A 24594-nucleotide genomic window follows, 5' to 3' on the forward strand; every position below is an offset into this window, starting at 1 on the left:
CTATTGGCTCGATTGAAGGAGCTCCGAAAGGAACTCGGTGAGCTGCGCCTGGAACATAATAAGCTGAGAACGGAAGCTAGAGAAAACCAGAACTAGCCGTCCGACATCCATCTCTGCGCTTGCTATCGTTTCATCATAAGCAACACAGCGCAGAGAGAATGCGACGATGACCAACTTCACATGTAATACCAGATTGTAATGAAAGTGACTCTGTGGGGCTTCCGCATGGCTTGCGAATATGATTCACCATGGGAAGCAGGCTGATGATGAGGATTTTTATGGGCAGAGCCATTCCCCTTCGTACCGATTACTGCGCCTCTGATTTGAGGGCGCTCGCCCGGCAGAGCGTGGACGCGAACCAGACCAGGCGGCTTTTGGCTCTGGCACAGATTTATGAGGGCAGTTCGCGAACAGAAGCAGCGCGTATTGGCGGGGTTGGCGTGCAAATTCTGCATGACTGGGTTATCAAGTTTAATGAGCGAGGTCCGGACGGCTTGCTGAATGGCAAGGCGCCCGGGAAGCCATCTTTGTTGAACGACAAGCACCGCGCCGCCTTGGCCAGGATCGTTGAAAAAGGCCCAACGCCCTATCTGCATATTGTTGTTCGCTGGCGGTTGAGTGACCTTGCAACATGGCTATTTGAGGAATTCGGCCTCAAGGTGAGCCACGACACGGTTGGTCGTGAGCTGAGGGCGATGAGATATGGCAAGCTTTCGACGCGTCCGCGTTCGGTCCGCCAGGATCCGGGACGCTTGGATGCTTTTAAAGAAGCTTTGCCGCCAGTGTCGCGAAGATTGCCTTCCACCTTGAAATCGGCAGCCAAATAGAGATCTGGTTTCAAGATGAAGCGCGCGTTGGTCAGAAGACAAAACGATCACGCCGTTGGGCAAAGCGTGGAACGCGGCCTTCAGCGCCGGTGGATCAGCGGACCTGTTCGGCCTGGATATTCGGCGCGATCTGCCCGAAACACGGTAAAGGTGCTGCGCTCGTCATGCCCTGGTGCAATACGCAGGCCATGCAACTGCATCTGGAGGAAATATCCCGCAATGTCGCGCAAGACGCCCACGCTGTTGTTCTGTGTGATCAAGCAGGCTGGCATATGACCGCCAAGCTCAAAATTCCGAAGAATCTATCGCTTTTACCCCTGCCGCCGGGCTGCCCTGAATTGAATGCACAGGAAAATATCTGGCAGTACATCAGGGATAACTGGCTCAATGACGTCATCTTCAAATCCTACGATAATATCGTCGAACATTGCTGTTGTGCGTGGCGCAAAATCATGAGCATGCCAGAAGTCATTAAATCCATCGGAATGAGAGACTGGGCTCATGCGTTCTGATCAATGCAGCCTGGTATAACTACCAGCCTTACGGACCATTTACGATCGAGGTCGAAGAGATCGAGATCGATGGTTTACCTGTTCCCGAATATGCCGGTCGCTATGGCCCGCAAATGATCCGCACGCTTTCCGGCCGCGTTGTTGAAGGCACGGAAAACCAATCTTAGCGTCCGCTTCTCCTGGTCGGTCAAAGACATGAACACGTCGGATCTTGAGGGCTGCCTGAGATACGAAATGCGTCTCACCGTTAATCCCGGAGCGAAAAATGAAGCTCCAGCAACAATGCTTGTGAGAATGGGGACCAATTCAGCTGCCTCGATGGTCTTAAGGATATAACCGGCGATACCTGCCTCGACCGCGTCAACAACATCGGTTGCGGCTTCCGACATGGTGAGCGCGACTACTTTCGTTTGAGCGGATGTCTTGCGGATCGCTTTCGCGATATCGATTCCATTTGAAAAATTGAAATGTCGATCAGCACAATATCAGGAGAGAGCAGTGCCGTAAGTTGCATCGCTTCTTCACCTGATGCGGTTTGTCCGATAACTCTGAATGCTTCGTCTGAGCCAATCGAACTGACGACGCCAACCCTGAACAAGGGCTGAGTATCAGCAATCAGGACTTTTACTGGACCAGACATCGAGATGCCCCCTACCCATTCTGACCCGCACGCTGCCGCTCGACAGAGTTCTTGGTCATTGCGTTGTCGCGACCTGGTGCATGGTTCTCATTGCACAAGTGCGGCCGCTCAAGGGCAAAGCCATTTATCTTCTGATCAGCGTGCTGTCTTGAGTTGGCCTCGTTGGTCCTATTGTTCACGAAATGCCCTGTTGAACTGATCGACGAGCGGCTTGGACAGGAAGGACATGGCCGTACGCTCTTCGGTCGAAACAAAGACTTCGACAGGCATCCCCGGCAAAAGCTTGCTGTTTCCGAGCTTTTCAAGTTCTTCGGACGGAACGATGACGTCGGAGAGATAGTATACCTGGCCCGTCGCCGGATCACTGCTTGTCGCCGCTGAAACATAGGCGATTCGGCCATAGAGCTCGGGCGTCGTGCGCTGGTTGAATGCCGAAAAGCGCAGCTTTGCCGACTGTCCGACATAGACCTGATCGATATCGGTCGGCGAAAGTTTTGCCTCGATCTTCAACGCTGCATCAGCCGGGACAAGCGTGACGAGCTTCTCTGCCGGTGTGATCACGCCGCCAATCGTGTGGACGGCGAGTTCGTTGACGGTCCCTGAGAGCGGAGCACGAATGTCGGCGCGTGCCAGCCTGTCCTCGATCGCCACTCGCCGTTCGCGCAGCTCGGAGAGCTTTGGTTCGATGGAGCTCAGTTCGCGCTGCGCTTCCGTGCGTGCCGTTTCCTCGATGGCGATGATCTGCAGGCGGATCTCGCTCATGCGGGTTTTGGCGCGAGCAATGTTGGCTTCCACTTCACCGCGCTCGCCCTCAAGTTTCGCCATCTCGCGGTCGATCACATATTTTCGCGACGTTTCTATCAGACGCTTGTCTGCAAGTCCCTTGATCTTGTCGTGTTCGGTCTTGACGAGATTGATCTCATCAATTTTGGCGTCGCGCTGTGCTTCGAGCCCCTTGATCTCGTCACCGAGCTGATCGATGCCGAGGAGCAGTTGCTCTTTCTGGCTATTGCGATTCTGGCGATTGCCCTCAAACATGCGATTTTCACCAAAGAAGACATGGGGAAAATCCTTGCTCCGCGCGCTCAGTTCTGAAGACATCATGATGGCGTCGAGATTATCCCGCTCCGCCATGAGCCGCGCCTGTTTGACCGTAAACTCGACGAGTTGGGTGCGAACGATCGAAAGCTCGGCACGGGTCTCGGCATCATCGAGCCGCAGCATTATCTGGCCCTTGGTGACAAAATCGCCTTCCCTCACGGCAATCTCGCTGATGATACCGCCATCACGGTGCTGAATGGACTTCAGGTTCTGATCAACCTTGACCATACCGGGAGCTATGATCGCACCTGTGAGCTGTGCCCTTGCCGCCCATCCGCCCGCGCCCACGAACAGAAGCATACCCAGCGTGATGCCGGCGAAAACGCGTGGTCCCACAGGGAAATGGTTCTCCGGTTCGAATTGCGGGCCGAGCCCGATGTCTTTTTGTTTTTTTCGCCCGAACATTTTTCACTCCCGCTTCCGTCAAAATGACGTGTTCATTCATTGATTTTCAACGATCATCAGCATGTGATGGCCGGTCAGATTGATGGTCATTTCATAGTGCTCATCGCGGTCCATATCGACTTCGATGAGCGTGTGTTGCAGTTCGTCAGTTCCCTCGTGACGAACCCGGATCGGCAGCGGTGGGGCGTCGGCATCATCTCCGTAAACGTCTTCGAACCGGTCTTCCAAATCATCGATGACATCTTCGAATATCTCGTACTTCGACATTTCGATGCGATCGCCAACCATGAAATCGAGAATCTGGTGGATGACCTCGGCACTGGTACTGCCTTCGGGAATCTGGAAGCGGAACGTGTCGGCGCCGCCGCCACCCTCCAGGACCATGGCACTGGCACCAACGATCATGTGATCATTGCCGGTCCCACCCACTACGCTCTCAAAACCGCGGATCATGTCCTGGCCGATATCGAAGCCTGTAGCGGCCCCCGTATCGAGGTCGATGAGCACGCCCAGAGCCGACCGCGAGTAGTCGAGGGTGTCGGTACCTGCATCACCACAGTAGGTGTCATTGTTGCCATCGGCCGCCGCCTGAACGATATCGTCACCCGGTCCGGCGGAGACGCAATCCGATCCGGCGCCATCGGCAATCACATCGTTGCCGGCGCCGCCATCGAGTGTGTCAGCCCCAGCGCCACCGGCCATGACGTCGTTTCCGTCATTTCCGAAGATTCTTTCGCTGATGTCGCTGCCGGTGATTTGGTCATCGCCTGCGCCGCTCTTGATCACCTCGAAACCAGTGACGCTGTCGGTACCGATCGCGGCGCCGCTGGCGCTTTCGGCCACCAGATCAATGACCACCGACAGCAGCGCCGCCGAATAGTCGAGCGTGTCGAGCCCGTCGCCGCCATCAAATGCATCACCCGCCCCATCCGTGGCAGCCGTGACAGTATCATTGCCGCCGTCCCCAGTAACCGTATCGGCACCTGCCCCATCGCGGAGGTGATCATTGCCCTCGCCGCCCGCTATGATATCAGCGCCGCCGGCTCCATCGATCACATCGTCGCCGCCATTGCCATGGATCTCCTCCGCCGTATCGCTGCCCTGAATCTCGTCTTGCCCAGCCCCGGCCAGCAGAATTTCGAAATTCGAGATTGTGTCAGTACCAATCTCGCTACTGCTTGCGATACCTTCGTTGAGATCGATGGAACTGGCGTAAAGCACCGCGGAATAGTCGAGCGTATCGATCTGCGCGCCGCCATCATAGATGTCGGCTGCTGCATCGCTATCGCCGGCAACGGTATCCGTGCCATCGCCGCCACGTACGACGTCCTCGTCGCTGCCGCCGCTGAGGAAATCGTCACCGAGGCCGCCGTCAACGATGTCGGCACCCGCCTGGCCGAGGATGATGTCATTGCCGGCTCCTCCGTCCAGCCGGTCATTGCCGGTATCGCCATGAATTGTATCGTGGCCGAGATCGCCGGCAATGGTATCATTGCCCTGACCGCCAAACAGCAGGTCGTCATCGTCGCCGCCGCTGATCGTGTCATCGCCGCTTTCGCCGAAAATGGTGTCGCGGCCTTCCTCGCCGAATAGCCGGTCATTGCCGCTGCCTCCGAAGATCTGGTCGTCACCGAGGCCGGCGAGAACGATGTCGTCGCCAGCTCCCGCGAAGATGAGATCATTGCCGCTGCCGGCGACGATATGGTCATCGCCATTGCCGCCATTAATGGTGTCGTTGCCACCGCGGCTGTCGATGTTGTCATTGCCATCGCGTCCGTCGATATCGTCGGCACAGCCTGTTCCCAGGAGGACATCGTCGCCCGTTGTGCCGATGATCGGTGGTGTCTTCAGCACGGAGAACTGGGCCGTCTGCAGGATCGACACCTTGCCGTCGCTGATCTGGTAGGTGACAGTGACCGGGCCAAGCATCGCAGCGTCGAAATACCAGCCGCTTTCGGTCTGGGTCAGCGTTCCGGACGACACGCTAATATTCTGGATTCGAAGCGCATCGCCGTCAGGGTCCGATGCGCCACGCAGCAGGTCGGAAAGACCGATCAATGCAATGGCGCAGCCGAAGACATCGGCGAGATAAACCGGTCCAGCGACCCGGGGCGCGCGATTAACAGCCTTGTCGGGATTGCTGACCTCGGCCTCGTCATCCGTATCGACGTCCGGATCATCGGTGTCTATCTTGGCATCGAAATCGTAAGCCGGTCCAGCCTGTGCGCGGATCATGCTGCCAGCGCCCGCGTGATCGGGACTGGTCATTCGGTCCCCGTGCCAGGCATTGTCATTGGCAGCATGGAAAGAGAACGAGACGCCGCCGAAATTCTTCAAGAGGGCAAAACTTGGCAAATTGAGCTTTTGCAGTTCGATCATTGGCGAATCGGACAATTCATAGCGCCAGTCTCCGCCACTCAACAATCGGCCGCCGGAACCGGGTTTTTCCCTTGATGGTTCTTCAAGCTCCGTCGTCACCGCGGGAGCGCTGGTTGCGGCGACCTCTGGCGATCCTGAAGCCGCCTCCGGCGCCTGTGATCCTGGTTCTTCCTGCGGCTCGGCGTTTCCCAGCCGCGGGAACGCGCTTTTCAGGTAAAGGGCAAGCCCGGTAAGAAACACGGTAAAGAACAGCGGTGCATGGGAGCGCCTGTCCTGGTTCTTCAGCACGTAATGTTCATGCGATTCATCAGTTTCCGGCTTGGCCGATTTGGTGCCCTTGACATCGATCATCATGCTGAAACCCTCGATGTGACACGCGGCGCATTTTGGGCAGCAGGCGCGGGTCGGTTGACTGTTTCTGCGGGTGCGGACGATTTGAGAATCTCGTCCTTTGGTCCGAAAGCCACCATCTTGCCGTTCTGGATGACGGCGACCATGTCCACTGCGGCCAAAGCGCTTGGCCTGTGGGCGATGACGATGGCGATACCGCCACGCTCGCGGATCGCCCTGATCGTCTGGGTCAAGGCCATTTCGCCCTCACCATCGAGATTGGAATTCGGTTCGTCCATGACAATGATGAAAGGATTGCGGTAAAGCGCACGAGCCAGCCCGATGCGCTGGCGTTGCCCGGCGGAAAGCGATGCGCCTTGCGGGCCGAGCGCAGTGCGATATCCATCCGGCATACGCACAATCATCTCATGGATCCCGGTGATCTGGGCTGCTTCAACGATCGCCCGTGCGTCGACCTTGGGTTCAAGCCGCGAGATGTTCTCTTCAACCGTTGCATCCAGCAACGCCACATCCTGCGGAAGATAGCCCATGTATTGACCAAGCGTGCTGTCGGCCCACTGCGTCAATTCGGCATCGTCGAGGCGCACACTGCCGCGCAAAGTTGGCCAGATACCGGTAAGCGCCCGTGCGAGCGTCGTCTTGCCGCCACCGCTGGGTCCGATGATGCCGAGCGCCTGACCCGCATTGATCTCGAAGCTGACGTCACTCAGAAGCACGCGGCCTGACCCTGGGGCAGCAACGGTGATTTTCTCGACCTTCAAGGATCGTGCAGGGGCCGGCAAATCCATGGGTGCTTCGATTGTCGACAAGGCGATGACAGTTTCTTTCAGCCGTTGGAAGGCCGTGCGCGCAGCGACAACGCCCTTCCAGTTGGCAATCGCAAGATCGACCGGAGCAAGTGCGCGCGCCGACGACACGGAGGCTGCAATGATTGCGCCGGCGGATAGTTCACCCTTGATTGTCAGCCAGGCGCCGAGACCGAGCACGGCAGATTGCAGGACCATGCGCAGAACTCGCGAAATCGCGCCAAACGTGCCGCTGATATCGTTGGTCCGTGTCTGCAGTTCGAGATGATCATGATTGGCGCGGTTAAAGCGGTCGACCGCGCGTCCGGCAAAACCCATCGACTTCAGGATATCGGCATTGCGCGCATTGGAATCTGCAATCGCATTGCGTGTGATTGCGGCCTGGTGGGTTGCGCTAGCAAGGCGCCGGGTCATGAGTTCGGTTGCAATCGTCAGCATCGACAGGACGAATGCACCGGCAAACGTCAAGGCGCCGAGATAGGGATGAAGCATATAGACGAAGACGAGATAGAGCGGCATCCACGGCAGATCGAACAACGCGACCGGGCCCTGGCTGCCGAGAAAGCCGCGCACCGTATCGACATCGCGGCCGCGCTCCAGCGCCTCGGCCGTGGAAAAACCAAAGCGGGGCATGTCGATCGCGACCTGATGCGCCATGGGGGCGATCTTGGCGTCGAGGCGCGCTCCGATCCGCACCAGCACCTGCGAGCGGATAACGTCAAACATGCCCTGGAACAGGTAAAGACCGATCGCCAGGGCGGACAAGGCGAGTAGCGTCGGAACGCTGCCGCTCGTCAAGGCGCGATCATAGATTTGCAACATGTAGAACGAGCCCGTCAGCGCGAGGATATTGATCACGCCGGAGGTGGTGAAGAGAAACACGAACAGCCCGCGAAAGCCTTGCGTCAGCTTCTCGGCATTTTTCCGCTTGGTGCCAGTCAAAGGGGTTTTCGAGCGCATTTTTTTGTTACCGTTTTCTTGTTGAGCTGTCGACAGCCGAAACGCCATCGGTGATTTGTGCCTGCCTCTTCAGATCCAGAATCTTGCGGCCGCCGGCCCCCTGGCCCGCCGACAGGTTTTCGATGCCCACGCCAAGGTCAGGCGTTTTGTCAACAATTGCGCGGTGATCGTCAGGGCTGCCATGGCCAGGGCAGCAAGGACCGCCGGCTTGCCTATCGCAGGCTCGTATGCACGAACGGCAAGGAGATAGAGAGGGAGCCATGGCAGATGCAGCGTCTTTATCAGGCTTGCAGATCTGCGAACGCCGGTAACGCCGGCATTGTGGCGCCTGAACGGCTCAAAGCGAGCTGTTTTGCTCGCACGGTCGGCACTATAAAAACTTGAACGCATCCTCGTCAGTCCCCCGTTCTTTGTTTGGCATGCGATGGCGAGCCGGAAAACCGGCTCGCCATCGTCGCTCGGACTAGAGATTGAAGTCCGAGCTGGTCAGGTCGTGGTTGCCCTTGATGCTCAAGCGCAACTCGGCTCCGCTGTCGCCATCCACACTGCCCTGGACGATCGTGTAGTCGCCGTCTTCGCGGGTTTCATGCGTGACAACCAGTTGTGCAGCCCCGCTCAAGGTCGAGCCTGCAACGAGGGTGAAGGACTGGTTGCCCGCCGAGCCGTCATTGGCATCGACACCGCTGACATCAATCTTGTCTCCGGGCTGGAAGCCGACGATCGTGTCGCCGTCAGCGTCGCCCTCGGACAGGAAGCGGAAAGTATCGTTGCCCGCCCCGCCATCGATGATATTGACGGCACTGCTTGCGGTGATCGTGTCGCTGCCCGAACCGGTCACGACGTTTTCGACATGCCACAGTGTGTCGCTGCCCGATTGACTGCTCGATGCACTACCCCGGCCCATGAAGCCCGTCCCGAGGTCAACCGTAAGGCTGGCCGTGATGGCCGCCATGTCGAGCGTATCGATACCGGCATCGCCATGGTAGGTGTCGTCGCCATCGCCTGCCCCGGCAACGAACAGGTCGTTGCCATCGCCGCCATGGGCGGTGTCATTGCCGCTACCGGCATCGATCAGATCATTCCCGGTATCAGCGAAGATGCGGTCTGATCCGGCATCGCCGTAGAGCATGTCGTTGCCGTCGCCACCAAGGACGTCGTCATCGCCTGCTCCTGCGAAGACCATGTCATCACCGCCCTCGGCACTGACGAAGTCGTCGCCTTCATCGCCGCGGACGACATCGGCACCACCGCCACCAACGACCGTGTCATTGCCGCCAAGCGCGATGATGTTCTCGCCATTGACAGTCCCGAGGAGGACATCGGCATTGGCTGTGCCGACAACCGGGGCGCCAGGTGCGTTCGCATTCGATCCCGGTGCCGGAGCATCGTCATCATCATCGCAGGAACCACCGCCGCCGTTGTGATGATGATCCTCCTCCTCATCGCCGTCGTCATCATCGTCATCATCATCATCATCATCATCATCATCATCATCCTCATCCTCATCATCATTATCGGCCGGATCCCCGCCGATCTGCGGCATGCCGTCGGGGGCGGTGAATTTGATCGTATGTTCACCGCTGGTCATCGTCGTGACACCATCTTCGATCGTGACTTCGTAGTCAGCAACGGTGGTGCCATCTGGCAACTCGACCACATCCTGCGGACGCAACGCTCCGATGATGGTGTCATTACCGCCGTTGGACTTGAAGACGATGCGATGAGCCGACGTCAGGGCCGAGATATCGACCGTGTCGTCGCCGACATCACCATCGATTGTGATGGTGTTGAGCCGCAGGTTTGTAGCGGAGAAGTCGCCGATGATTTCGATACTGTCGCCGCCGGCAGTGCCGTTGGCGGCGGGGTCGATGCCATTGATGCGAATTTCCTCGATCTCGGAGAGCTCGGCAATCACAACGTATGGTCCGGCCAGGGAAAGGGCCCGGGTGACCACGATTTCGGTCGCTGCCGCCGAGGCGATGCCGGCCGTGGCCGCCTCCGCCTTGGTGTAGATGCGGTACCATTCCTGGGAGGTATTGCCGTTGACCACGAAGGTATCGCCAAGTATCCCTTCCGTACCGCCGTTGACGATGTCACGGCCATCAGTGGGACCGGCCGCCGCATTGGCGTTCCAGATAATCGTGTCGTCGCCGGCATCACCGTTGACGGTATCGACACCAGCGTTGAGGCCGGGACGGGTGATGGTAACCGCAACAGTGTCCACCGAAATGATTTCGTTGGCGTTGTTGACGCCGGTCACCCGGAACTGGATCGCAGAATTCGGACCCAAGGTCCCAGTCAGGGGAAGGTCTCGGGTAACGGCCGTGTCACCGGTGATCGTATCGATCTGAACGAAGGTCGTGCCATTTGCCGCGAACCACACCGTCAGGTTTTCGCCCGCATCCAGGTTGTCCGGATTGGCGGTGTAGCTGATACGGGCGCTGGTCGCCCCGGTCAGATCGATGCCGCGGGTCAGGGTCGCACCATTGGCGTCGTTGGTGACCCCGCCGAAGCGCAGATTGTCGGTGTTACCACCGATGATCTGGATGGCGCCGTTGGTGGCAACAGTGCCGGTGGTGACATCGCTGGCTTCGATCCACGAGGTGGTCCAGGGAACCGTGCCGTCGCTGTTGTTGTAGGCCTGCGCGTTGAAGTTGTCGGCATAGGTGCCGCTGTCGCTACCGACGCCGCCAGACAGCGTGTCGTTTCCGTCACCTCCGTTCAGTGTGTCGGCGCCTTCGCCACCGTTGAGGACGTCATTGTTGGCGAGGCCGTTGAGGGTATCATTGCCGCCAAGGCCGTTGATGGTGTCGGCGTTGGCACTACCGTTCAGCGTATTGGCCGCAGCCGTCCCATTGATTGGAGCGGCAGTGGGCGCTGTTGCCAGGGTGAAGTCACTTATATCGATGGCACCGGTGTTCGAACCAGTGATCGTGATCGTGCCCTGGACATTTGAGTTGAGCCCGTTCTCCCGAATGGTGATGACAGTGTTGTTGCCGGATGCAGCTTCGAACACGCGGCTGGCAAAGTTGCCTGCTGTTACTCCGAGCCCGCTTAGGTCGATGCGGTCCTGAGTCGCAGGCGTGCCCCCTGCATTGTCGAAGCTGTTGATGACGTCAGCACCGAAGTTTATTGCATTGTAGACGATGGTGTTGACTCCCGCGCCGACATCGATCGTATCGTTACCACCGCCACCGATGATCGTATCGTTTTCATCACCTCCGTTGAGCGTGTCGTTGCCCTCCCCGCCATCGAGCAAGTCGTTGCCATCGTTTCCGCTCAGGGTATCGTTGCCGGCACCGCCGAACAGCTGGTTTGCACTACCGTTGCCGTTGATGACGTTGTTAAGAGCGTTGCCCCTGCCGATGATGGCGGCACCGGTGAGGTTGAGGTTCTCGAGGTTGGCGCCGAGCGTGTAGTCGACGTCAGCGTCGACCCGGTCGACACCGCCCACGAGAGAGTCAGCATTGGTTTCAGTGACGGTGTCGCCAGCCTGGTCGACGTCGTAAATGTCGTTACCATCGCCGCCGATCATGGTGTCGGCATCAGCACCACCGTTAAGCGTGTCTGCGCCGAGACCACCGTTAAGCGAATCATTGCCGAGCCCGCCGTTCAAAGTGTCGTTGCCGTCCAGTCCGCTCAGCGTATCGGCAAGATCGCCGCCGCTGATGACGTTGCCAAGGCTGTTGCCGGTGCCGACGAACTGGTCGGCATCGACGCCCATGTAAGTGAGGTTCTCGACGTTGGCCATGTTCTGGATGGAGAGCGCGGCCATGAAAGTCTGGACCTCGTCGGTACCCTGGCCGGCCGCCTCCACCACGACATCAAGATCGTCGTCGACGCCGTAGGTGTCATTGCCGACGCCGCCGATCATCGTGTCGGCGCCAAGCGCCCCCACGAAATCGTCGCCAGCGGCGTTGAGTCGCGAGTCGAGTTCGTCGTTGTCGCCGGTGCCGGAGCCGCCGACCAGAAGATCGTCGCCATCACCGCCGACAAGATCATTATCGCCGGTGCCGCCGAAGATCAGGTCGTTGCCGAGGCCGCCGGTGATCACGTCATTTACGCCCTGCTCGCCGACCACGAAGTTGTTGGCGATCGAAGCGGACAGGTTGACGCCGCCGGCATCACGGTTGGCCGGGTCCGCCCGGCTGATGAGGTAGTCATCGGCGCCAAGCAGGTAACCTGCGTACTGAGCGCCGTTGAAGTTGATGCGCTCGACGCCAGTTCCGGCAACGTTCCCGGCGAAGTGGCCGGCTACGGTGACGGTCTGCGCGACCGAGGTGGTGGCGCCGGTGGGCAGGCTGTAATTGATCACCAGGTCGCCATTCTGAGTGCCGGTGTTGCTGTCGAATGCGTTCAGTGAAGTCAGGGTCGGTACGGGAAGGCCGGTGGCCGGATCGATCACAGGCAGGCCGGTCACCGGATCTATTGCGTTCGGCGCCAGGATCGAGATGCGGTCCGCGGTGCCGCCGCTCGAGGCGTTGACTGCTTCGTTGATCGTGTCGTTGCCGTCACCGAGGCCAATCGAGTAGGTATCGTCGCCGAGGCCGCCGTTAAGGGTATCGACGCCATTGTTGCTATTGGGTGAGTTGAAGGAGACCACAACACTGTCGACTGAGATGATCTCGTTTGCATTGCTCACCCCAGTAACGGTAAACCGGATTGCCGAGTTCGCGCCAACCGTGCCCGGCAAGGCGATATCCCGCGTAACGGCGGCGTCCCCTCCGATGGTATCAATTAGGACAAAGTTTGTGCCATCCGCCGCGAACCACACAGTGAGGTTCTCGCCGGTGTCGAGGTTGTCCGGGTTGGCGGTGTAACTGAGGCGGGCGTTGGTTGCGCCGAGCAAATTTACCCCGCGCGTGATGCTCGCACCATTGGTATCGGCCGTGCTCCCGCCGAACCGGAGGTTGTCGGTGTTGCCGCCGATGATCTGAATGACGCCGCTGGTCGCGATATTTCCACCAGTCGTATCGCTGGACTCGATCCACGCGCTGGTCCAGGGACTGTTACCATCGCTGTTGGTGTAGGCCTGCGCATTGAAATTGTCGGCATAGCTAGTCGCGGTGCTGCCCGGGCCGCCGACGAGGATGTCGTTGCCGCCAAGGCCGTTCAGCACGTCTGTGCCCGCGAGACCGATAATCAAATCTTCGCCTGCCGTGCCGTTGAGCACGGGCTGGTTCAGCGGTGGTAGTCCCTGTGTCGGCGCGCCATTATCGTTGAACGGCGTGCCGACGACGATGTTGAGTGGGCCACCATCGAGGAACTGAACCTTCTCGATATTGCGCAGCTTGTCGGTGCCGTCGATCTGGTTCTCGATCGCATGCGATACGATGACCTGGCCGTCAGCGGTCGCCGAGAAGGCGTATTCTGAACGAAGACCCCGGAAGACCGCTGTATCGGTGTCTCCCGTGCCGTCGGCCGTGAGGATCTCGCGGACGATGGTGAGCTGGCCGGGGTTGATTGCGCCTTCGAACATCCAAGCGGTCAGAGGCTTGGTCACGCCATTGATGGTCACGGCGCTAGTCATGCTCTTGAGGTTGTTCGCCCCGTAGAGCTCCTCGCCCATCCCGCCAGGCGTGCCGACTGCAAACTGCCGTATGCTGATACGGACGTTGAGCCACTTGTCGCCGTCGATGATGTCATCGCCGCCCTGGCCCGTGATAACGTCGTCGCCGTCGCCGCCAAGGATGATATCACCCGCAGCGAAGGAAGTGACGCCGGCGCCGAGCACGGCCTGGAGGCCATTGATCAATGCGATGCCCTGTGCATCAAGGGCGCTGCCGAGATAGCCGGTCGATCCACCGGCTGCGAGCGGTAACATGGTCGTGGCGTCTTCCTCGGAACCCTTCAGGACGTCGCCGAAGCGCGTGCCGGAAAGCCCCTGCACGGACTCGAACTCGTCCAGCGTGGTGTTGGGCGGAAGCGTCGGCGCTTCATCGAAGACGATACCCACTGAGAGGTCTGCGTTGACGAAGTCGGCATTGTCCTTATAGGTCGCCCAGTCGAAACCGGACATGCCAGCCATCTTGCCGCGGCCCGGGCTGCCAACAAAGATGTCGTCGCCGCCTTCGCCGATGAACTCGTCGAAGCCCCCATCACCAAGGAACACGTCATTTCCGCGGATGCCGTCGCGGGCGAATATCTCGTCAAAGTTATCGCCGGGAGCGCCGTCGAAGGTACCGGTTTCGAGCCAGTCGTCGCCCTCATTGCCGAGGAGGCGCTCGGCATTCTTGTTACCGAGAATAAAGTCGTTACCTTCGCCGCCAAAGACTTCCGAGCCCATGTCGGTGCCGAGCACCACGAAGTCCTGGCCAGCGCCGCCGAGCACCAGGTCGAGACCATTGCCGGCATTGACAACGTCGTTGCCGTCGCCACCTTTGATGTTGTCGTCGCCACCAGCATCACGGATGATATCATCGCCAGCGCCGCCGTTGATGATGTCGTTGCCGAAGCCGCCCTCCAGCCTGTCGTTGCCGCCATCGCCAAACAGCGTGTCGTCACCTATGCTGGCGATCAGGATGTCAGCGTCCTCGGTGCCACCAAGCACGACGTGCTCGTCACCTGTGTAACGCAAGTAGTTGCTGTCCGGCCCTTGGGTGGCGGGATTGTTGCGGATGACGAGCGGCGTAAGGATGCCGCCACCGGTTGGATCGTTGCCGAGATTGTCGGCAGCCTCGTTGACGTCTGGGGTAAGAGGGTCGTCCAGAAGCCCATTTGCAAGGATGCCGTCCACTTCTCCCAGGCCCTCATTATACTGCCTGGTGCGGTCAACCTCGAGAATGAGGCCGGGCGTCGAGAACACGTCGGACGGCAGGTGCGTCGCATCTGTATTGCGCATGATCAGTGAAGCGAAGGAATTACCCTCCATTTCGCTAAACAGGTGCAGACCATCAAGGCGCTGCAGATAGTAGAAGCGGTCACCGTTCTGGAGCTTTTCCATCTGCGTCTCGAAGACGAAGTTGAAGGTCGAGCCCAGCATGCCACCAAAGGGCATAATTTCTTCGGCAAGGCCGCCGATCCACAGATCAACATTCTCAAGGCCGCCAAGAGCGCCTCCTGCATAGTTGCCAGTTGCGTTCAGGAAATCCACAGCATCGGAGGGGACCAAGAGGCCACCAACGGAAACGCCGGTAATGATTGTCAATGCTGCGTTGCGCTTGCCCTCGATCGTTGTCTGGTCAGTGATTAGCGAGTGCGTGCCATATGCGGCGATGAAATTGATAATCGAGGCTTCGTTCTTCAGGTGGCCGGCGAAATCGACCCAGCTTTCATACGGCTTCAGCAGGGTTTCCTCATTCGTAGCCTCGTAAAATTGGCGCCGTGTTTCATTGAGTGACGGTACGCCGGTATCACGGCCACGGGCCAGATTGATGGTGGCCAGATCCAGTGGCAGCCCGAGAAGATTGTTACGAAGGGCACTCGTGACGAATTCGTCAATTTGATTACCGGTCTGCCGCGTCATGCCGCGGATGATGGCGCCTGCAGCGATATTCGCATCGACAACAGCATTGGTACCGTTGGTCTCGAACTGCAGTGGGTTGAGGAAGCCTTCGATCAAGCCGATATCGTGATCGGTAAATGTCGGATCGAAGCGGTCGATCGTCTCGGTCAGCATGGAGTGGCCGAAGCGATAAACAACGTGGGCAAATTCAGCCACGATGTCCGGGTTGATAGTGACGTCGTAGCCGTCGGGGACAAGGAAGACGTTGATATTAGGCTGGATCTTGCGAGCGAATTCCTCGAACACAAGGTGCTGATACTGCATTTCAGTGCCGAACTTGGCCGCCTGGAAGAGGCGTTCACCATCCCACACCAGCGCAGCGACCTCAGCCGGTGTTGTGGGCAGCGCTGCGACGTCAGTAATGAGCCACTCGTTAAGGAAGGCAAGGTCGCCGCCGGAGAGAACCACGGATTTTGTGTGCTCCACCAGCCGGTTATGCTCGGAGTGAAACACGTGATGGACGGCAGTTAGGCCGATATTTTCATTGGCGCGGCCATCACCGGCAATGAAGTGGGCGTCGAGGAGCTCGTTGTCGTATGCTCCATCTTCGGCCGGTCCATTCTCGGGATTACCGAGCCCGATTTCGATGTCGCCATCGGCGAGGCCTGTCGGGACCGCACTGTGGGCAATGTCGGCGAGGAAGGCATGTCCGGTGCGCACGGCGCCTTCTGTGAGAACACCCAGGCCGCCGTTGGCATCTGGATTACCTTCGACAAGAATGAACGTGCCGGGCGTCGCGCCTGGGAACACCATTTGCGGATAGCCGTTCGGGCCGGGAATGAAATTGCCATACTGGTCCGCTGCGAGCAGCGGGACGTTACCAACATCGGAGTCGATCAGCTGGATGCCGAGAATATTTGCGGCCTGCAACTTGACGTCGGCCCAGGTGGCCATGCCGCCATTAACGCCCTCGATGAGCTTGCCAGTCGACACCGGATCGCCTGCGGCGTTGAGCGCATACCCACGCAAAAACACCTGGTGGGAGGAATGCGATGTGTAGGTTTGATTCTGATCGACGAAAGGGGTCGTGGTGTTAACGGGCCGCGTATCGTCGGCAGTGCCCATCACGCCATCCCCGCCTGGTCCCACTGTAGCACGGGTCAGTACCATGAAGTTAGTCGGGCTGGTGGGATCATACAGCGGATCGTCGGGCATCAGCGGAATGAACACGGTGCCACTGCCGCCCTTGTTGACGAGGTCAAGGCCGTGATCGAAAAACTGGCCGAACAGCGTGAACCAGGAGTTGAACGGGGCCGACAGACCTTCATCGGGCGCGACATTCGGTATCGAGACGTTGGCGCCTTCAAGAACGATCCCGTTGGCATCGAGCAATGTCATGAGGGCATCGTCTGCTGCATCAAGCGCTGACTGCGCTACTGCGACGTCTGCTTCTGCTGCAGCTGCGGCGGCTTGGAGAGCTTGATTGTTAGGACTAGCGGCAGCTGCAGCAGAAGCGTTAGCAAAGGCGCGCTGAGCATCGCCGAGATCTTCGAACAACGATTTAACCGGCGCATACTCGGCCGATATCTGAGCCGTGACGGCCATCTGATTCTCGGGGGCGACAATGCCGGCACGCTGCAGGGCCGTTAGGATTGCCGACGGATTGCCGAGCGTCTGGTCGACAATGAGGTTGGAAATGGTGCGTAGCGACGTATCAACGACAATCGAGTTGGGGTTGTTCGACGGATTGTAGTTGAGCGCCGTAGGTATCGGAGGTTGATTGGGACCGGGGCCGTCCATATCGAGCGGCGTACCGTCTGCTGGACGGAAATCGGTGCCCAGGCCCTCGGGGAAAGGTTGGTCTGACGAACCCCACGTGGGATGTAGTAGGTTGTTGTAGGAGCCGTCGACCGTCCGAAGGCCCCAGGCGAGGTTATAGGTCGGGATAAGCCCACCAGGCCCATAAAGAGGCTGCCCGTCGGCATGCGCCTCAGCGATCTTGATTTGCGCCAGGATGAAATCGAGATCAGAACGAATGTACGATACCATTTTTATTCTCCCCTTGGCTCCGACAGGAATTGCCAGCACGGCAAAAATTCCAGTAACGCCTGCTGATGCAGACGCAGTTTCACTTTGTCCCTCGACTGGCCTGCTCTGGTGCCCATTTCCTCAACACGAGGCCAATGGCTCAAGATCATTTCGGCACGAGTTTCGATGGTCGGATGATGACTGGACGCCGCCAAGTCTGATAGTTCGGAAGGTCCCATGTCGTGACCCCACCAAGGTCACGGGTAGGATTAGGACCTTAGGCCCTAGTGCGGGCATCAAGGCTAGCGATCGTCTGCTCGCGTCATCGAAAGATGTGATCTGGTTGGATCGCCACGGCTTGACAATTCTGTTAGGGTTTTGAGCATTGTCCGTTGTCTGGAGGTACTGTTGTCGGACTCTCCGCAGAAGGCCCCCTCCCCATCCGTTCCGCTTGATGGGCAGGATAGCGACAAGAACAACGCCCACCCGCACGAACGGCGCCGCTGGCCCCGCGCGCCAAATTCCGCCGAGGAGGCAAGCCAACCGTTGGCGCCGGCCCTGGAGCCTTTGCAATTTACCACGCGCGATTTGGCAAAAAGCGAGCAATTCGCGGCCTGGCAGGCGTATATGTCACCGCTGATGGATATCAAATTGCCCGATGGCGTGTCCGAAGCGGCCGGCTTTCCTGCCGATCATATCGCCTGGAATCTTGGCAGCATGCTCGTTGTTCGGCAAAAAGTTCCCGCTCACAGTTACACGCGTTCGCTTGCCAAGCTTCGATCCAACGCCATCGATCACTGGCAAGTCATCCTGCTGCGCACCGGCCGCACCTGGACCGAAGTCAATCGCCATATTTTCGAGGACAAGCCGGGGCATATCGAACTGAGATCCCTCGGCCATCCGTTCAGAGGGCGAACGACGGACTCTGAAAATCTTTCGTTTTATCTGCCACGCGAGTTGTTTTCCGATACCACGAGGGCCGTGGAAATGAGAGACGACACGATATTGTCGGGAACCTATACGGCCCTCCTGATTGACTATCTCGATCGTATTGAGGCAAAACTGCCGAGCCTGACGGCTGCAGATCTTCCCAGAGTCGTCCAGACTACGCGGGACATGCTATTAACATGTCTTTCCTCCGACGCCGAACAAGCAGTGGCGGGAGAATCACAAGGCGGCATGGCCTTGATGGAACGCATTCGCCGTTTCGTCCAAAAAAACCTGGCCTCGCCCGATCTGACCCCGGACGCGCTCTGCCGGGAGCTTGGTATTTCGCGCAGCCGGCTCTACCAGCTGTTTGAACCGAGTGGCGGCGTTCTCCATTACATACAAAAGCGCCGCCTCCTTTCTGCACATGCAGCGCTTAGTAACACGGCCAATCGCCAGCAAATTGTGGAGATCGCCATCGCTGTCGGGTTTACCTCGGCTGCCCATTTCAGTCGCGCGTTCAGCAAGGAATTTGGCTATAGCCCGCGCGAGGCCCGCAATGTTTCCGTTCCCCCGTATTTTGCCCATGCGCTTTCACCATTGGAAATTACGGATACGCGGGGGCGGGCATTCGGCGAGTGGCTAAAGTCACTTGGACACTAGTTCCCATCTATAGCCATAGCCTCGTAGCCGATCTCCTTGTGGTCATTGCGGGCTGAAATACAACGGCTGTGCCCTTGTTGTCCCTCGACGGCAGCAAACGGGCCGTCGGCCGTTTTCCGATCGCTAATTCCTCCTCCCCGATTTGCAGATATGGACGCTGGTTCAAGTTTTAGGATGCGCATCTAACGACATTTCACGCGAGCGCAAATAAATAAAAGCTACAAGAACAACGCCGGAAAAAAATCGCTTTGATCTGACCAGGTACTTCTCCCGCGTACCAGAAATCACGAAGCATCGGCAAAATTTGGGGCTCGATCGATGAAGCGCATGCATCCAATACCTGCACATCACAATATAAATGCTATCTTTGGCGACGTTCGTGTCGTCAGTTCAAAGCAAAGAGCCAAACATATACTTGTAACCGGCGGCGCGGGCTTTCTCGGATCTCATCTTTGCGAGCGCCTGCTTAAGGCTGGACATACCGTCGTTTGCCTTGACAATTTTTCAACGGGCCTCGAGCGCAACATCCGCCACCTGCGCAATTTCGATCGGTTCAGCGTGGTCAGGCACGACGTCGTCGATCCGATCGACGTCGAAGTCGAGGAGATTTACAATCTTGCGTGCCCGGCATCGCCGCCCCATTACCAGGCAGATCCGGTGCACACGATGAAGACATGCGTCCTGGGCGCTCTCAATCTTCTCGAATTGGCCGCACGTACGGGCGCTCGCATTTTCCAGGCTTCCACATCCGAAATATACGGTGATCCCCTCGTTCACCCGCAAGTCGAAAATTACTGGGGCAACGTGAATTCGTTTGGTCCCCGCTCTTGCTACGACGAGGGCAAACGCAGCGCCGAAACGCTATTTTTTGATTTTCATAAGAAGCACCACGTAGAGATCAAGGTCGCGCGGATATTCAATACCTATGGCCCCAACATGCGCCCCGACGATGGCCGCGTCGTGTCGAACTTCATCGTCCAGGCGCTGAGGGGCGAGGACATAACCATCTATGGTGATGGTTCGCAAACGCGCTCGTTCTGTTTCGTCAACGACCTGGTCGACGGCTTTCAACAGCTGATGGCAACGGACGCGGCCTTCACCGGACCGGTCAATCTCGGCAATCCCTGCGAATTTACCATTTTGGAACTTGCGGAGCTGGTAATCAAACTGACAGGTTCGCGGTCGAAAACGATCCGCAAGCGGCTGCCGACCGATGACCCACGCCAGCGTCGTCCCGACATTACCCTTGCGCAACGGGAACTCGGCTGGCAACCAATGGTGCCACTCGCCACGGGTTTGGAAAAGACCATTCATTACTTTGATCGTCTCCTGGGCGAGGAAGCACTTGAACTTGCGGAGACGGCGTGATGTCGCGGCGAAAGGTACTCGTAGCGGGCGGTGCCGGATATATCGGTAGCCATACAGCCAAGCTTCTCGATGCGAACGGCATTGAACCAATCGTCTTTGACAATCTGGTGACGGGTCATCGCACCTCAGTACGTTGGGGAGAATTCGTCCACGGCGATATTCTCGACACCAGCAGCCTGACCCGCACACTGATGCAGCACAAGCCCGACGCGGTCGTGCATTTTGCTGCATCGGCCTATGTCGGGGAGTCTGTGGAGGATCCGTCAAAATACTATCACAACAATGTCGTCGGGACATTGTCCCTTCTGGACGCTTGCCGCCATGCCGGAATCGACAAGATCATTTTCTCGTCGAGCTGTGCAACCTATGGCGTTCCGGACTCTCTTCCCATCACCGAGGCGACCCCGCAGCAGCCAATCAATCCTTACGGGAGAACGAAACTCATCGCCGAGCATATTTTGCGGGATTATTCGGCCGCCTATCGGATGAAGTATGTGGCTTTGCGTTATTTCAATGCATGCGGCGCCGATCCGGACGGCGAACTTGGTGAGTGGCATGACCCCGAGACGCATCTGATCCCAAGGGCCTTGCTCGCCGCCGGTGGCGCCATCTCTCATCTTGCGGTTTTCGGCGACGACTACGACACGCAAGATGGTACCTGCATTCGCGACTATATTCATGTGACGGATCTGGCGCGCGCGCATGTTCTTGCACTCGAACACCTCGTCAATGGCGGCGACAACCTTTGCGTCAATCTTGGAACTGGATACGGTTCATCCATTGGCGAGATTTTGGCAGCGATCGGCCGCATCACCAAGCGCGAAGTGCCGGTCGAAATGCATCCGCGCCGGGCCGGCGATCCGCCTGCTCTTTATGCCGACCCGTCATTTGCAAGCAAGGCGCTTGGCTTTGCGACCGAATACTCGGACATTGATACGATCGTGCGCACGGCAGCCCCCTTCTTTGGTCTGGAGCAGCGGGCATGACGAGCACCACCGTCCCGATCCTGCGGGGATATCGGCGATACGAATATCTTGCCGGCGCCACGATCTGGCTGGCAACGCTCGTCTATTTTTGGGTCTGGTGGCTGAAACCGGAACATTTTGTCGGCTTTTGGGGCTTTTTCCTGGTCACGTCCATACTCGCCTGGGTGACGCTCCTGCCCGCCTATTTCATCACGGTGTTCTATCGCGCGCAAAAGGCGAACGGACCGCTAGAGCTTCCCGTTGACAGTCGCGTCGCAATGGTTGTGACCAAAGCACCCTCGGAACCCTTTTCGGTAGTGGCGGCAACGCTCAAAGCCATGCTTGCCCAAGACCATCCCCATGACACGTGGCTTGCCGACGAAGATCCGACCCCGGAAACGTTGAACTGGTGCAGGCAGAATGGCGTTTTCGTTTCAACGCGAAAGGACAGAGCTGACTATCACCGCACGACCTGGCCACGTCGCACACGCTGCAAGGAAGGCAACCTTGCCTTCTTCTATGATCATTTCGGCTATGAGTGCTACGACTTCGTGGTGCAGCTCGACGCCGATCACGTTCCAGAGGCAGGTTATCTTGTTGAAATGTTGCGTCCGTTCGCCGATCCAGACGTTGGCTACGTGTCGGCACCGAGCATCTGCGACCGCAATGCGTCACAAAGCTGGTCTGCACGAGGGCGGCTTTACGCAGAAGCGAGCATGCATGGTTCGCTTCAGGCCGGCTACAATCGTGGTCTTGCGCCCCTGTGCATCGGATCGCATTATGCCGTGCGCACCATTGCGCTTAAGGAAATCGGAGGACTGGGACCGGAGCTTGCCGAAGATCATTCGACGACCTTGATGATGAATGCCCATGGCTGGCGCGGCGTTCATGCGCTTGATGCCATTGCACACGGCGAGGGCCCCCGTACATTCGCGGATCTTGTTACCCAGGAATTCCAGTGGTCGCGCAGCCTCGTCATGCTGCTGTTACAGTATTCACCGATCTATGTTCCACGTCTGCCGCTGAAGCTCAAGTTCCAGTTCCTGTTTTCGCAATTGTGGTATCCGCTCTTTGCCCTGTTCATGGCCCTGATGTTTGTGACGCCAATTCTTGCACTCGTTCATGGGGAAAACTTTGTTGCAGTAACCTACCCAGGCTTTCTTGCTCACTTTGCGCCGCTTTCAATCACCTTGATCCTCTTGGCCTATCGCTGGCGTGCAAGTGGAACATTCCGTCCGTTCGATGCCAGGATTTTGAGTTGGGAGGCCATGTTTTTCCTGTTTGCGCGCTGGCCGTGGGCCTTGGCTGGAACCATCGCTGCAGTGCGCGACTTCATGACCGGCTCCTACGTCGACTTTCGCATCACACCCAAGGGAACGTCCGAAGTGGATCCGCTGCCTGCTCGGGTTCTTTTGCCCTACGGCCTTCTTTCCGTTGCCTCTGTGTTGCCTGTTCTTCTTGTCGAAGACGCTGGTGAGACACGTGGATTTTATATTTTCGCAATCGTTAATGCCGTCATTTATACGCTGCTGTTGCTGACGATTGTCGTTCAGCACGCGCGCGAGAATGTCGTCAGGGTCAAGAGCAGAACCTATCGTCCTGTCCTGGCTGGGAGCCTCCTTTCCCTTGCCATCCTTCCGGGAATTGCATCCGTCGAGCGCGGAAAGGACGGACTGGAGTCGCTGTCCTGGGGGACAGGTCGATTGAGACTTTATGAAGCGACCTACGCGGTAGCGGGCGCTGGCCTCAAAGGTGGAGAACTGCGCAAGCTGACCTTCAAGCCGCGCTGGCTGCCCGAAACAGTGCATAGCGACGTCTCGCAAGAAGGACTGGTGAAGGGCAAAGCAAAATGACAACAAGGGGACTTGGAAGAATGAACTATCTGCGATTTGCCCGCGTGGTCAAAGCGCCATCCTGCGGAACCATTGGTCGTTCTTCCATATGGATTGCAGCTTTGCTGTCGGCAGCCATGTTGACGGGTTCTGCCCGTGCCAGCGAGGCCATCACGCCGTCAGCCGATGCCCGGCCAATGAGCGCGGTCGAACTTTATCTGCTTTATCGCGACAAGACATGGACGTGGCCCGACGGTGCCGGACGCTTCGACGATCAAGAAAGGCGCTTTACCGCACGGACCGGCGCCGGGGCAACAACGGCATGGGCACAGGGACGATGGGTCATAACGAATGATGGCCTTTTGTGCCTGGACGCGGACTGGCACACCCTATCGGGAATTTACCGAAACAACAGCTGTTTTGGTCATATGCGCGACCACGAAACCATCTTCCAGAGGAAAGAGCCGTCCGGTGCCTGGTATGTTTTCAAGCACGCCGTGCCGACAAAAACCGATGAATTCAACAAGCTTGTCGCAGACAATCTCGTCTCCTCGGATCTTGCATCCATCAAATCCGATCTTGAGGATCAGAAGCGACTAGCGGGCAACAAGAAGCCGGGAAAAAGGACAACACAATGAACAATAAGAAGACTTCTACCGCAATCGCCGTTACGATTGCTACTTTGGTGCTGACAGGCAGCGTACTGGCGGCAAGCATCCCGCGCGGCATTCCAACCGGAAAAAGCGCCGAAACGAACAAGCTTGACGACAAGCGGCCTATTATCGGTCCGGATTCTGTCACCTTTGGCGCCTACGATCCGCATGGCGATTTTACGGACGATCCCAATTCAAAGATCGAGCACCTTTTTCTTCCGTGGGAAGATGTTGATCTGTCAACCCTTTCCGTTGCTGATGATTACGCTCAAAAGCGCGGGCGCAAGCTTCTCATTACGGTGGAACCATGGTCATGGGCGGAAGACTGGCAATCGTCGCCGGAAGAACTCATTAGCGGGATTCTTGCTGGCAAGTACGACGCAAACATGGCTGCCGTTTGCGCAACCACGTCGGGTCTCAAAAGCGATGTTACCATCCGCTGGGCCCAGGAGATGGACGAAACCGACAACCAGTTTACCTGGGCTCATTGGGCGCCTGCCGACTATGTCACTGCCTATCGACGCATGGTGACGGTTTGTCGCGCGAATAATAAGTCGGCGAAATACATGTGGTCTCCGAAAGGTCAGCCCAACCTTTCTGCCTTCTATCCTGGTGACGATGTTGTTGATATCGTCGGGGTTTCTGTTTTCGCCCTGCAGCAATATGACAAAGACCATTTCGGCAAGGAACAGACATTTGCCCAGTCGTTCGCGCCCAAATACCAATTGGTCAA

Annotated in this window: 13 protein-coding genes; 7 read left to right on the forward strand and 6 right to left on the reverse strand. The window is 57.9% G+C overall.

Annotation, left to right across the window (positions count from 1 at the left end):
• Positions 1-278: 278 nt before the first annotated feature.
• A protein-coding gene (locus AAAB35_RS12735) for an IS630 family transposase (RefSeq protein WP_340668661.1) occupies positions 279-1339 on the forward strand; the annotation gives its coding sequence in 2 pieces (ribosomal slippage) (positions 279-806 and positions 809-1339; 1059 coding nt in all).
• A 400-nt stretch (positions 1340-1739) separates the two neighbouring features.
• Here the strand turns inward: AAAB35_RS12735 and AAAB35_RS12740 are convergent.
• From AAAB35_RS12740 to AAAB35_RS12765, 6 genes are all read right to left on the reverse strand, one after another.
• The gene (locus tag AAAB35_RS12740) at positions 1740-1979 is read right to left on the reverse strand and encodes a hypothetical protein (RefSeq protein WP_340668650.1); all 240 of its coding nucleotides are present in this window, start codon (positions 1977-1979) and stop codon (positions 1740-1742) included.
• A 168-nt stretch (positions 1980-2147) separates the two neighbouring features.
• Positions 2148-3485, reverse strand: a complete 1338-nt coding sequence (locus AAAB35_RS12745) for an HlyD family type I secretion periplasmic adaptor subunit (protein WP_340668651.1) — start codon at positions 3483-3485, stop codon at positions 2148-2150.
• A gap of 36 nt (positions 3486-3521) precedes the next feature.
• Positions 3522-6218 carry a cadherin-like domain-containing protein gene (locus tag AAAB35_RS12750; protein WP_340668652.1) on the reverse strand — a complete coding sequence of 899 codons (2697 nt, stop codon included), beginning with the start codon at positions 6216-6218 and terminating at the stop codon, positions 3522-3524.
• Positions 6215-7981, reverse strand: coding sequence for a type I secretion system permease/ATPase (locus AAAB35_RS12755; protein ID WP_340668653.1), 1767 nt, complete (start codon positions 7979-7981; stop codon positions 6215-6217). The genes AAAB35_RS12750 and AAAB35_RS12755 overlap by 4 nt, the downstream gene beginning before the upstream one ends.
• 69 nt (positions 7982-8050) lie before the next feature.
• A complete protein-coding gene (locus tag AAAB35_RS12760; protein WP_340668654.1) occupies positions 8051-8371 on the reverse strand; it encodes a hypothetical protein in 321 nt (106 codons plus the stop codon).
• Positions 8372-8444: 73 nt separating this feature from the next.
• Complete coding sequence (locus tag AAAB35_RS12765; protein WP_340668655.1) at positions 8445-17474, reverse strand: peroxidase family protein; 9030 nt, start codon at positions 17472-17474, stop codon at positions 8445-8447.
• A 387-nt stretch (positions 17475-17861) separates the two neighbouring features.
• On the opposite strand from AAAB35_RS12765, the gene AAAB35_RS12770 reads away from it, so the two are divergent.
• From AAAB35_RS12770 to AAAB35_RS12795, 6 genes are all read left to right on the forward strand, one after another.
• Positions 17862-19043 carry a helix-turn-helix domain-containing protein gene (locus AAAB35_RS12770; RefSeq protein ID WP_340668656.1) on the forward strand — a complete coding sequence of 394 codons (1182 nt, stop codon included), beginning with the start codon at positions 17862-17864 and terminating at the stop codon, positions 19041-19043.
• A 327-nt stretch (positions 19044-19370) separates the two neighbouring features.
• Positions 19371-20411 (forward strand): UDP-glucuronic acid decarboxylase family protein, encoded by a 1041-nt coding sequence (locus AAAB35_RS12775; protein ID WP_340668662.1) that lies wholly within the window; start codon positions 19371-19373, stop codon positions 20409-20411.
• On the forward strand, positions 20411-21397 hold the full coding sequence (galE, locus tag AAAB35_RS12780) for a UDP-glucose 4-epimerase GalE (RefSeq protein ID WP_340668657.1): 987 nt from the start codon (positions 20411-20413) through the stop codon (positions 21395-21397). The genes AAAB35_RS12775 and galE overlap by 1 nt, the downstream gene beginning before the upstream one ends.
• On the forward strand, positions 21394-23229 hold the full coding sequence (locus AAAB35_RS12785; RefSeq protein WP_340668658.1) for a glycosyltransferase family 2 protein: 1836 nt from the start codon (positions 21394-21396) through the stop codon (positions 23227-23229). The genes galE and AAAB35_RS12785 overlap by 4 nt, the downstream gene beginning before the upstream one ends.
• A 20-nt stretch (positions 23230-23249) precedes the next feature.
• Positions 23250-23846: a DUF995 domain-containing protein gene (locus tag AAAB35_RS12790; protein WP_340668659.1), complete on the forward strand. Its 597-nt coding sequence runs from the start codon at positions 23250-23252 to the stop codon at positions 23844-23846.
• A partial coding sequence (locus tag AAAB35_RS12795; protein WP_340668660.1) for a glycosyl hydrolase occupies positions 23843-24594 on the forward strand: 752 nt, incomplete at its 3' end. The genes AAAB35_RS12790 and AAAB35_RS12795, both read left to right, overlap by 4 nt.

The sequence above is a fragment of the Phyllobacterium sp. genome (genome assembly GCF_037994425.1).
Classification (GTDB): Bacteria; Pseudomonadota; Alphaproteobacteria; order Rhizobiales; family Rhizobiaceae; genus Phyllobacterium.